The organism is Streptomyces sp. NPDC059564, from assembly GCF_042735575.1.
Taxonomy (GTDB): domain Bacteria; phylum Actinomycetota; class Actinomycetes; order Streptomycetales; family Streptomycetaceae; genus Streptomyces.
On record NZ_JBHWBP010000270.1, the window covers coordinates 1 to 10,659 of the forward strand.

Sequence of the window (10,659 nt, forward strand, 5' to 3'; positions counted from 1 at the left end):
ACCCACAGACTCCGGTCCGCGACCACCGCGCGCAGCCGCTCCGGGTCCGCGTGCAGCAGCTCCCGGTGCAGTCCGCCGAGGATGATCCGGTCCGGGTTCAGGATGTTGACCAGGCCCGCGAGCCCCAGCCCGAGCCGGTCGATGAGCTCCTCGGCGGCCGCCCGCACGCCCGGCTCCGCGTACTCGGTGCGCAGCAGGTCACGGGCCTGCTGCAGCAGCGACACCTCCGGGCCCGGGGTACGGCCGGCCGCGGTGAGGAAGGCCAGCGGGTCGGCCTCCACGTCCAGGCAGCCCCGGCTGCCGCAGTGGCAGGCGCGCCCCTCCGGGTTGACGGTGAGGTGGCCGACCTCCAGGGCCAGCCCGGCGCTCCCGCTGTGCAGCCGGCCGTCCAGGACCAGCGCCCCGCCCACGCCGCGGTGCCCGGTGGCCACGCACAGCAGGTGCTGCGCGCTGCGCCCCGCGCCGTGCCGGTGCTCGGCGAGCGCGGCCAGGTTGACGTCGTTGCCGGTCAGGGCCGGTCCGTCGATCCCGGCCGCCCGCGCGAGCTCCGCGAAGATGGCCCGTACGGGAGATCCGGCCGGCCAGGCCAGGTGCAGCGGGTTGAGCGCCGTGCCGTCGGGCTCCGCGACCGCCGAGGGCACCGCGAGGCCCGCCCCGACGCAGCGCCGCCCGGACTGCGCGAGCAGCGCGGCGCCCGCCTCGACGACGGCGCCGAGGACCTGGGCCGGGTCGGCGGAGACGGTGACCTTGCCGGGTGCGGTGGCCACGATCCGCCCGCCGAGGCCGACCAGGGCCGCCCGGAACCCGTCCGGGTGCACCTGCGCGGCCAGCGCGACGGGGCCGTTCTCGTCGACGGCCAGCCGGTGCGAGGGCCGGCCCTGGGCTCCGCCCGCCCCGCCGGGGCGGGAGTCGACGCGGATCAGGCCGAGCGCCTCCAGCTCGGCGGCGACGGCTCCGGCGGTGGCGCGGGTGACGCCGAGCTCGGCCGTCAGGACCGCACGCGTCGGGGCCCGGCCGGTGTGGACGAGCTCCAGGGCCGGGCCGAGCGCGCCCCGGCCGCGTTCCAGCTTGGTCCTCGCGGAAGCCGCCGAAGCCGCGGAAGCCGCGGAAGCCGCCGAGGCAGCCGAAGCCGTGGACACCGTGGTCACATCCCCCACCCGCGGCGGGGCCCCGTTGCCGTTCATGAAGGGATCCTCGCATGATCGGGAGGCGCCGGGCTCCCGGCTACGGGCCGAGGCCGCCGACCCGCAGTGTGATGTTCAGCCTCCCGGTCAGCCCCAGACCGGGCGGCGCGGTGCCGGGCAGGACCTTCGGCACCCCGTGGAAGGAAAGCCGGCCCGGTCCGCCGAAGACGAACAGATCCCCGCTGCGCAGCTCCACGTCCCGGAACGGACGTCCGCGCGAGGCGGTGTTCCCGAAGCGGAAGAGGCAGGAATCACCCAGGCTGAGCGAGACGACCGGGGCGGCGGAGCGTTCCTCGGCGTCCCGGTGCATGCCCATCCGGGAGTCGCCGCCGTAGAAGTTGACCAGGGCGATGTCGTACGCCTCCCCGGGCGCCAGGGGCGCGGCCCCGGCATCGGCGACGGCCCGCCGGCCGAGGTCGGAGAGCCATCCGGGCATCGGTTTCACGGGAGCCCCGTCGCCGTCGACGGCGGTCCGCGCGTATCCGTACGGGTACCAGTGCAGCCCCAGGCACACCTGCCGGGCGGTCATCGTCCCGCCTCCGGGGGTGCGTACGGTGCGCAGTCCGGCGGGCGGGCGGGCCCACTCGCGGCAGGCCGCGAGCAGCTCCCGCTGGCGCCGCGGCCCGAGCCAGTCGGGCAGGTGAACGGCGCCGGGTGCGATCTCGGCCCGCTCGCGCGGGAACAGTTCCCCGTCCACCCCTCCATTGTCGCGGCAGCGCTGGCAGACTCGCGCCATGAAGATCACCGAATACGTGGAGGCCCTCGACCGGGAGGGCGGGCTGCTCGCCGACGCGGCCGAACGGGCCGGTACGGAAGCCCCGGTGCCGACCTGTCCGGGGTGGCGGGTGAGCGACCTGCTGCGGCACACCGGTGCCGTGCACCGCTGGGCGACGGGGTTCGTGGCGGACGCCCTGGTGGACCCGGTGCCGTTCCCGGACGCGCCGGAACTGGCCGGGCCGGAGCTGCTGGCCTGGTTCCGGGAGGGGCACGCGGAGCTGGTGCGGGTGCTGTCCGGGGCTCCGGCGGACGTGGTGTGCTGGACGTTCCTGCCGACGGCGCCGCCGTCGGCGCTGGCGTTCTGGGCCCGCAGGCAGGCCCACGAGACGACCGTGCACCGCTTCGACGCCGAGGCCGCGCTCGGTCCGGCGTTCGCGCCGGTGACCCCGGAGTTCGCGGAGGACGGGGTGGACGAGCTGCTGACCGGCTTCCACGCGCGGCCGCGCAGCCTGGTGCGTACCGAGGAGCCGAAGACGCTGCGCGTGCGGGCCGCGGACACCGGCGCGGTGTGGACGGTGCACCTGTCGCGGGAGCCCGCCCGTACGGTGCGCGGCGACACCGGGGAGCGGCCGGACTGCGAGCTGACCGGTGAGGCGTCCTGGCTGTACGCGGCCCTGTGGAACCGGATCCCGCTGGCCGGCCCGGGGGTGACCGGCGACACCGCGCTGGCCGGGCTGTGGCAGGAGACCGGCCACATCCGACGGCGGACGCGGGCTCCCCCGCGCGGGGAGGCCGCCCGGGCGCGCGCCGCGCCGAAAATGGATGTGCGGACGGGGAATCCGGTTGACAGGGTGGGGGCATGAACACCCAGCTCAACGACGTCTCCGACGGACCGCAGGACCCGCACGGCACGACCGGATGGATCACCACGCCCGTCGAGGCGGACCTGCTGCGCGGCGCCCTCGAAGTGGAGCGCACCGCGCGCGGCGTACTGCCGCACCGGCTCCCGGCGCGGGCCCGCTCCCAGTTCCCCGACCCGTACCTGGCCACGGTCGAGACGCAGCCCTCCGGCGTACGGCTGGCCTTCCGCACCCGGGCCACCGCCGTCGAACTGGACACGCTCCGCACCAAGAACGCCTACCGGGGCGCCCCTCCCCGCCCCGACGGCCTGTACGACCTGCTCGTGGACGGCCGGCCGGCGGGGCAGGCCACCTCGAACGGCGGCAACGTCCTGCTGGTGGACATGTCCACCGGTTCCGCGGAGTTCCAGCCCGGCCCCGTCGGCACCGTCCGCTTCGACGGCCTTCCCGACCGGGTCAAGGACGTGGAGATCTGGCTGCCGTACAACGAGGTGACCGAGCTGGTCGCGCTGCGCACCGACGCCCCCGTCGAGCCCGCGCCGGACCGGGGCCGCAGGGTGTGGCTGCACCACGGCAGTTCCATCAGCCACGGTTCCAACGCGGCGAGCCCGACCACGATCTGGCCGGCCCTGGCCGCCTCGCTGGGCGGCGTGGAACTGGTCAACCTCGGCCTGGGCGGCAACGCCCTGCTCGACCCGTTCACCGCGCGCGCCCTGCGGGACACCCCCGCCGACCTGATCAGCGTGAAGATCGGCATCAACATCGTCAACACCGATCTGATGCGGCTGCGCGCCTTCGGTCCGGCGGTGCACGGCTTCCTCGACACCATCCGCGAGGGACACCCCACGACGCCGCTGCTGGTCGTCTCCCCCGTCCTGTGCCCGCTCCAGGAGGACACTCCGGGGCCGCTGGCCCCGGACATGGCGGACGGGAAGCTGAGCTTCCGGGCACTGGGCGATCCGGCGGAGGTCGCCGCCGGACGGCTGACGCTGACCGTGATCCGCCGCGAGCTGGCCCGCATCACCGCGGAACGCGCGGCCGATGACCCGTACCTGCACTACCTCGACGGCCGCTCCCTCTACGGGGAGGCGGACCACGCCGCATTCCCGCTGCCGGACCGGCTGCACCCGGACCCGGCGGGCCACCGCCGCATCGGGGAACGCTTCGCCGAACTGGTCTTCGCGAAGGACGGGCCGTTCGGGGCGAGGTAGACGGGCCGGTCCCGGCCCTCGTACGGAGGAGGGCCCTGCGGTCTCGGTGGGGAGGGACCGGAGGGTCCCACCGAGCCGGAACGCCCCCGGTTCGTCAGGCGCGTATGCCCATGCCTGCGCTCGCCGTCAGCGGGGCTTGACGTAGCCGACCCATGCTCTCGGCGGGCACGGACAACACGACGGGACCGACCCTTTCCCTCACGCGGCGGCGCCCCTGTCCGGATTCCCTCCCGCGCCCCGGACGGAGGCGCCGGTGGTGCCGCCGTACAGGGTGCGCAGCCGGGCCTTGTCCGGTTTGCCCGCCTCGGTGAGCGGGATGCGGTCCACGAGGTGGACCCGGCCCGGTGCGTACAGCGCGCCCAGGCGGGCGGCTACGAAGGCTCCGAGACGGTCGGCGTCCGGGGTGCGGCCGGGGGCGGGGACCACCGCCACGTGGAGTTCCTCCGGCCCGTCGGACCCCTCCGGCCCCTCCGCCCCGTGCGTCCCGAAGGCCGCGCAGCCGGCGACGTCGGGGTGCCCCAGCAGCACCTGTTCCGCCTCGGCGGGATACAGGTGGCCGCCGACCACGATGACGACCTCCCCCAACCGGTCCACGAGGTGCAGGTATCCCCCGTCGTCCAGGAAACCCACGTCCCCGGTGGCGACCCAGCCGCCGTCCCGGATCACCGCCGCCGTCGCTTCGGGCCGCCCCCAGTAGCCGGTCATCGTCGTGGGCGTGCGGACGTGGATCTCCCCCGTGCTCCCGGGAGCCAGAGCGGCGCCCGCCGGGTCCCTGGTCTCGACGGCGACCCCGGGCAGCGGGCGGCCTGCCGTGATCCGGCCGCCGGGGCCGGTCACCGTGTGTTCGTGCGGGAGGACTTCGGCGATCGCGCCCGCCTCGGTCTGCCCGTACGAGCCGTGCAGCACCGGGCCGAAGACCTCGGCCGCCCGGCGCAGTCGCGCGGCCGAGGCGGGGGTGCCCCCGTAGCGGAGGCGGCGGAGGCTGGAGACGTCGGTGGTGGCGAGCCGCGGGTGGTCCAGCAGCTCGTACAGCAGGGGCGGCAGGAGCCACAGGTCGGTGACGCGGTGGTGTTCGACGGCCGCCAGGACTCCGGCCGGGTCGAAGCCGTCCTGGAGGATCACGGAGCCCGAGGCGAGGAGGGTCGCGTCGGCGACGATGCCGGCCATGTGGGCGAGGGAGGTGCAGGCGAGGAACCGTACGGGGGCGTCGGAGGGCACGCGGGCGGTGGCGGCGTCCAGGATCTTCCGGTACGGGCCGTGCGCCAGCCGGACGAGCTTGGGCGGCCCGGTGGTTCCGCCGGTGGAGCGCAGGCACCAGTCGTCCTCGGGGCGGGCCGCCCCCGGTATCCGTACGGGTTGTCTCGCCGGTCCCTCGGTGAACAGCCCGGGGTCCAGCGACAGCCGCGCGGGCCCGCGGTCCCCGGCGGGCAGGGCCCGGGCGGCCGCCGCCGCGGCCGGGTCGACGAGGAGCAGCGCGGCGGCGGTGGCGTCCAGGATCCCGGCCGAGGCCGCGGGGGCCGCGGCGGGGCTGAGGTGCACGACCCGGGCGCCGAGCAGGTTGGCGCCGTAGCGGGCGACGAGGGCTTCGGGCCGGTTGCCGGTGAGCAGGGCGACGGTGTCCCCGCGGGTGATGCCGTGGGCGGCGAGCAGCGCGGCCGCGCGGTGGACGCCGTCGTGGAGCTCGCCGGCGGTGAGGGACCGGCCGGCCGCGGTGAGCGCGGGCCGGTCCGGTGAGCGGGCGAGCGAGGCGAGGAGGGCGTCCACGTAACTCTCGTACGGGGGCGGGGTGCTCCGGTGTCCGGGCATGACGGTGTCCCTTCGGGAGGGGGTGGTGGGGTGGGCGCGAGGTCCTCCTCGGAGGCTAGGAGCCGGGCGCCCATGCCGTCCAAGACCGTTTCCGCCATGAGACGGTGCCTTCAGGGTCATGAAAGGGGCTTCGGTGGATCTTCTGTCGTTGCGGTGCTTCCAGGTCGTCGCGCGCTGCGAGCACATCAGCCGGGCGGCGGACGAACTGCGCACCGCCCAGCCGTCGGTGAGCCGGACGATCGCCCGGCTGGAGGCGGAGGTGGGGGTGCGGCTCTTCGACCGCCGGGGCCGCCGGATCCACCTCAACCGGCACGGCGAGGCCTTCCTGCGCCGGGTGGACCGGGCGCTGGCCGAACTGGAGGACGGGCGGCGCGAGTTGGCGGACGCGGCACGCGGCGGCGAGGGCGGCGGCGTGACCGTGGCGAGCGAGACGCTGCTGACCCTGACCGGGTTGCTCGTCGCCTTCCGCGCGGCGCACCCCGGCGTCGACGTCCGGCTGCGGCAGTCGTCGGCGGAGTCGATGGTGCGGCAACTGCGCACCCGTGAGGTGGACTTCTGCTTCGCCTCCCAGCCGCTCGCCGGACCGGCCCTGCTCTCCGTGGTGCTGCTCACGGAAGAGGTGCTGCTCGCGGTGCCGCGCGCGCACCGGCTGGCCGGGCGGGAGGGGGTCGCGGTGGCGGACCTGGCCGGGGAGCCGTTCGTCACCCCGGGCCGGGGCCACTGGCAACGGGTGCTCTCCGACCGTCTGTTCGCGCGGGCCGGGGTGCGGCCGACGATCGTGTGCGAGGGGGACGAGCCGGGAGCCGTCCTCGATCTGGTCGCCGCCGGGCTCGGGGTGGCGCTGGTCCCGGCCATCGCCCGGGCGTTCGGCACCCGGGACATCGTCGGCTGGGCGCGGCTGGACTCGGCGGACGCGCGGCGGGAACTGAGCCTCGTGCGGGCGGAGGACGCCTACGAGTCCCCGGCCGCCCGGGCCTTCGCGGACTTCGCCGTCCGGCACTTCCGGGCGGTTCAGCCGAGGGTGGCCGCGTAGAGGGTCTGCGGCCGGTACATCCATTCGGGCGCGGCGTTCCAGGGGTTGGGCATGGCCCCGCTGGTCGCGTACGCGTATCCGGCGCCGCGTGCGAAGGCGGTGCGCAGGGTGGTGCGCATGGCCGCCTCGTCGGGGACGTCGTGGACGAGGTGCCAGAACGCGGTGCCGTTCGGGTCGAGTTCGGTGCCCGGGCGGTAGCCGTCGAGGGAGTCGAACACGTTGCCGCCGTGCCAGGCCCCCGAGGTGTACGCCGCGTAGGTGTCCTCGAAGGTGACGTAGATGTCGGCGGTGCGGTGGCCGGGTTCGAGGTAGCAGTCGGCGATGGCCGTGCCGGGGTTGTTCACGACGAGGTCGGCGGCGCCGGGGTCGGCGGCGTGCATCGTGTCCTGGACGTAGCGGCGCAGTTCGGCGTACCGGTCGCGGGTGGCGTTGCCGGGGCCGCAGTCGCGGCTGACGACGTCGAAGAAGATGCCGTCGACGTGGAGGCGGCCGCCGGTGTTGCCCGGGGGCTTGAGGTAGTTGTCCACGGAGGCCTTCACGGCGGCGAGGTCCCGGTTGCCGTGGTCGGTGTGGACGTAGCCGAGGACCTTGGTCTTCTCGCCGGTGGCGGTGGTCCCGGCGCGCAGGGCGTCCGCGTGGGCCCGCCAGGAGGCGTCGAAGGGGGCGTCTCCGTTGCCCGGGTTGAGGACGACGACGGAGGCGGCCGGGCCGGTGGCGGTGAGGTGGGCCAGGACCGGGTCGCCGGCCCAGGCGTAGGCGGGCACGGCTATCTCCAGGCCTCTCACGCCGGGCGTCCGGGGTCTGAGCGCGGGCGTGGGGGCGGGAGCCGGGGTCGCGACGGGCGCGGGGGCCGATGCCGATGCGGGTACGGGGGCGGGGGCGGGGGCGGGGGCGGGCGGGGCCGCGGGGGCCGCGGCCGGGGGCCGGTCCCCGCGGGGCGCCTCGGCCGAGGCGGTGACGGCGGGCCCCGGGGCGGGTGCCGGGGCGGCGAGTAACCACGTCACCAGGACGGCGTACAGGGCCTTCACGGCGCGGGCGCGGGCCATGGACTGTTCCTCCGGCGGGGGCAGGGGTTCGACCCGACGAACAGTAGACGCGCGGCAAGTCGGTGAAAGGCGAACCACCCGCATTGGTGGGAGGAACAGAAGAGCGATCTGTCACCTCATCATCTGAACGCCCGCCGGACGCGCCCGCCTTGTACCCCCCCCCCGGTGCTCCTCAGACCGCGGGCAGCCCCACCGCGTGCGCCAGCTGGCCGGCCGCGTGCGCGAAGAACGCGTCCCGCTCCTCGACCACCCGGTTGAACTGGCCGAACAGCTCGGCGGAGACGAGGCCGACGAGCTGCGCCCAGGCGGCGACCAGGGCGGCGGTCACCTCGGGGGGCAGGCCCTCGGCGAAGTCCGCGGTCATCCGGACGGCTTCGGGGCGCAGGGCGGCGGGCAGCGGCGGCAGCGCCAGGCCGTGACCCGCGTGGGCGGCGCGGAGGATGCCGATGAAGGTGTTGGCGACGCGGGAGGCGGGGCCGACGGTGTCCACGGGTGCGCTGTAGCCGGGGACCGGGGAGCCGTAGATGAGGGCGTACTCGTGGGGGTGGGCCAGGGCCCAGGCACGGACCGCTCCGCAGACCGCGGTCCAGCGGGCGCGGGGCGGGGCTCCGGCGGCGAGGGAGGCCGCGGCGGCCTGCTCGGCGGCGGCGCCCACGCTGTCGTAGGCGTCGATGATCAGCGCGGTGAGCAGCTCGTCGCGGCTGGGGAAGTAGCGGTAGAGGGCGGAGGAGACCATGCCCAGCTCGCGGGCGACGGCGCGCAGCGAGAGCTTGGCGGCGCCCTCGGCGGCCAGTCTGCGGCGCGCCTCGTCCTTGATGGCGGCGGTGACCTCGATGCGGGCCCGTTCCCTGGCCCCACGCACGGTGCTCATGCGGCTCAGGGTGCCATACGGGTGGAGCACTGCACAAAGAACGGATCGGCGCTCACTTCCGAGAGCACTGCTCTTGTTTCGGTGCACCGATCCGTGCACACTGTTCTCAAGCGAGAGCACCGCTCTCCCGGTCCGCCCCGGAGGCACCCATGAACGCGCCCACCCCCTACTACGTCCAGGGCAGCCCGCTCGGTATCCGGTTCAACGCCCTCCTCGGCAAGCTCGCCCGCCTCGGCGTCAGCCTCGCCGGCACCGCCGAACTCTCGGTGCGCGGCCGCAAGTCCGGCCAGATGCAGCGGATCCCGGTCAACCCGCACACGTACGAGGGCGCCCAGTACCTGGTCTCGGCCCGCGGCCACTCCCAGTGGGTCCGCAACATGCGGGCTGCGGGCGGCGGCGAGCTGCGCGTGGGCCGCAAGGTCCGCGCCTTCACCGTCACGGAGCTCACGGACCCGGTGGAGAAGGCGGCCGTGCTGCGCGCGTACCTGGAGAAGTGGGGCTGGGAGGTCAACCGCTTCTTCCAGGGCGTCACCGCGAAGTCCCCGGACGCCGAACTCCAGACGGCCGCCGCCGACCACCCGGTCTTCCGCATCACGGTCGCCCACTGACCGCCGCCCGGGCACACCGGGAGGGGTACGCATACAGGCACGGGCACGGGTGCGGGTACGGGTACGACAGAGCCCCGGCCACCCCGCCGCCCCGCGCTCGTCGGACGCCGACCAGGGTCGGCGCCCGACGAGCGGGGACGTCACGGGACAACCGGGGCTCGTACGAAAGGTCCGCCCTGGCAGGGTGCCGGGCGAGGCCGGGGGCCGGGCCTAGCCGCGGCCGCCGCGGGCCTGGCGGGCGTCCAGCAGGTGCAGGGCCTTGCGCGCGAGCGGGTACGTACGCACCAGGTCGGCCAGCGTCGTCGAACCCCGGGTGATCCGGGCGAAGGCCAGCCAGGCGGGCCGCAGGCCCGTGAGCGCCGCGTGCATCATCCCCGGGCGGGACTCGAACACCGTCAGCATCCGCTTGCCGACGCCCATCTCCACGCCCAGCCCGGCCTTGACCGCGAAGGCGTAGTTGAGCGCCTGGCGCCGCGCGTCCACCGCGTCCTGCGCCTCGGAGATCTTGACGGCCCACTCCCCCGCGAGCCGCCCCGAGCGCAGCGCGAAGGAGATGCCCTCACGGGTCCACGGCTCCAGCAGTCCGGCCGCGTCGCCCGCCACCAGGACCCGGCCGCGCGAGAGCGGCGAGGAGGGCTTGCGGCAACGGGTCAGGTGCCCGGAGGAGATGGCCGGTTCGAAGCCGGCCAGGCCCAGGCGGGCGATGAAGTCGTCCAGGTAGCGCTTGGTCGCGGCGCCCTCGCCCTTGGCCGAGATGACCCCGACGGTGAGGGTGTCGCCCTTGGGGAAGACCCAGCCGTAACTGCCGGGCAGCGGGCCCCAGTCGATCAGGACGCGGCCCTTCCAGTCCTCGGCCACCGTCCGCGGCACGGGGATCTCCGCCTCCAGGCCGAGGTCGACCTGGTCCATCTCCACCCCGACGTGCGCGCCGATCCGGCTGGCGCTGCCGTCCGCGCCGACCACGGCCCGGGCGAGCACGGTCTCGCCGTCCGCGAGGACCACGGCGACCGTGCGCCGGTCGGGCACCGCCGCGCCGTGCTGCTCGACGCGGGTCACGGCCGTCCCCGTGCGGAGCGTCGCGCCGGCCTTCTCGGCCTCCGCGACCAGCGCCGCGTCGAACTCCGACCGGTCGATGAGCCCGAAGAGCATGCCCTTCGAGCGCCGGGTGCGGGTCAGCTTCCCGTTGAGGGAGAAGGTGACCGCGTGGATCCGGTCCTTGAAGGGGAGGACGAAGCCCGGCGGCAGGGCGTCGCGCGAGGGCCCGATGATGCCGCCGCCGCAGGTCTTGTACCGGGGCAGTTCGGCCTTCTCCAGCAGCAGGAC

10 protein-coding genes are annotated in these 10,659 nt (G+C 75.4%); 4 read left to right on the forward strand and 6 right to left on the reverse strand.

All coding sequences use genetic code 11. From position 1 onward, the window contains the following. Both ACFV0Q_RS31165 and ACFV0Q_RS31170 read right to left on the reverse strand, forming a co-directional pair. On the reverse strand, positions 1-1,184 hold a 1,184-nt coding region (locus ACFV0Q_RS31165; protein ID WP_385009803.1), incomplete at its 3' end, for an ROK family protein. A gap of 40 nt (positions 1,185-1,224) precedes the next feature. Continuing rightward, entirely contained in the window at positions 1,225-1,881 is a 657-nt protein-coding gene (locus ACFV0Q_RS31170; protein WP_385009805.1) for an alpha-ketoglutarate-dependent dioxygenase AlkB family protein, read from the reverse strand. A gap of 37 nt (positions 1,882-1,918) precedes the next feature. Here ACFV0Q_RS31170 and ACFV0Q_RS31175 point away from each other — a divergent pair, with 37 nt between their 5' ends. Together ACFV0Q_RS31175 and ACFV0Q_RS31180 are read left to right on the forward strand one after the other, a co-directional pair. Continuing rightward, positions 1,919-2,764: a maleylpyruvate isomerase family mycothiol-dependent enzyme gene (locus tag ACFV0Q_RS31175; protein ID WP_385009807.1), complete on the forward strand. Its 846-nt coding sequence runs from the start codon at positions 1,919-1,921 to the stop codon at positions 2,762-2,764. Beyond that, positions 2,761-3,972, forward strand: coding sequence for a GDSL-type esterase/lipase family protein (locus ACFV0Q_RS31180; RefSeq protein WP_385009809.1), 1,212 nt, complete (start codon positions 2,761-2,763; stop codon positions 3,970-3,972). The genes ACFV0Q_RS31175 and ACFV0Q_RS31180 overlap by 4 nt, the downstream gene beginning before the upstream one ends. Before the next feature lie 198 nt (positions 3,973-4,170). Here the strand turns inward: ACFV0Q_RS31180 and ACFV0Q_RS31185 are convergent, their stop codons facing one another. Next, the gene (locus ACFV0Q_RS31185) at positions 4,171-5,778 is read right to left on the reverse strand and encodes a class I adenylate-forming enzyme family protein (protein WP_385009811.1); all 1,608 of its coding nucleotides are present in this window, start codon (positions 5,776-5,778) and stop codon (positions 4,171-4,173) included. Positions 5,779-5,911: 133 nt separating this feature from the next. On the opposite strand from ACFV0Q_RS31185, the gene ACFV0Q_RS31190 reads away from it, so the two are divergent. Continuing rightward, entirely contained in the window at positions 5,912-6,811 is a 900-nt protein-coding gene (locus ACFV0Q_RS31190; RefSeq protein WP_385009813.1) for a LysR family transcriptional regulator, read from the forward strand. Here the strand turns inward: ACFV0Q_RS31190 and ACFV0Q_RS31195 are convergent. Further along, the gene (locus ACFV0Q_RS31195) at positions 6,790-7,857 is read right to left on the reverse strand and encodes a spherulation-specific family 4 protein (RefSeq protein WP_385009815.1); all 1,068 of its coding nucleotides are present in this window, start codon (positions 7,855-7,857) and stop codon (positions 6,790-6,792) included. The genes ACFV0Q_RS31190 and ACFV0Q_RS31195 overlap by 22 nt on opposite strands. Before the next feature lie 172 nt (positions 7,858-8,029). Further along, complete coding sequence (locus ACFV0Q_RS31200) at positions 8,030-8,728, reverse strand: TetR/AcrR family transcriptional regulator (protein ID WP_385009817.1); 699 nt, start codon at positions 8,726-8,728, stop codon at positions 8,030-8,032. A 149-nt stretch (positions 8,729-8,877) separates the two neighbouring features. Here ACFV0Q_RS31200 and ACFV0Q_RS31205 point away from each other — a divergent pair, with 149 nt between their 5' ends. Beyond that, complete coding sequence (locus ACFV0Q_RS31205; RefSeq protein ID WP_385009819.1) at positions 8,878-9,336, forward strand: nitroreductase family deazaflavin-dependent oxidoreductase; 459 nt, start codon at positions 8,878-8,880, stop codon at positions 9,334-9,336. Positions 9,337-9,546: 210 nt separating this feature from the next. On the opposite strand, the gene ACFV0Q_RS31210 is transcribed toward ACFV0Q_RS31205, so the two are convergent. Further along, the coding region (locus tag ACFV0Q_RS31210; RefSeq protein WP_385009821.1) for a geranylgeranyl reductase family protein at positions 9,547-10,659 on the reverse strand (1,113 nt) is incomplete at its 5' end.

What these genes read in the sequence shown, in the direction of transcription:
- ACFV0Q_RS31175 (WP_385009807.1), top strand. Translation starts at nt 1,919, where the DNA reads ATGAAGATCACCGAATACGTGGAGGCCCTCGACCGGGAGGGCGGGCTG.
- ACFV0Q_RS31180 (WP_385009809.1), top strand. Translation starts at nt 2,761, where the DNA reads ATGAACACCCAGCTCAACGACGTCTCCGACGGACCGCAGGACCCGCAC.
- ACFV0Q_RS31185 (WP_385009811.1), bottom strand. Translation starts at nt 5,778, where the DNA reads ATGCCCGGACACCGGAGCACCCCGCCCCCGTACGAGAGTTACGTGGAC.
- ACFV0Q_RS31195 (WP_385009815.1), bottom strand. Translation starts at nt 7,857, where the DNA reads ATGGCCCGCGCCCGCGCCGTGAAGGCCCTGTACGCCGTCCTGGTGACG.
- ACFV0Q_RS31200 (WP_385009817.1), bottom strand. Translation starts at nt 8,728, where the DNA reads ATGAGCACCGTGCGTGGGGCCAGGGAACGGGCCCGCATCGAGGTCACC.
- ACFV0Q_RS31205 (WP_385009819.1), top strand. Translation starts at nt 8,878, where the DNA reads ATGAACGCGCCCACCCCCTACTACGTCCAGGGCAGCCCGCTCGGTATC.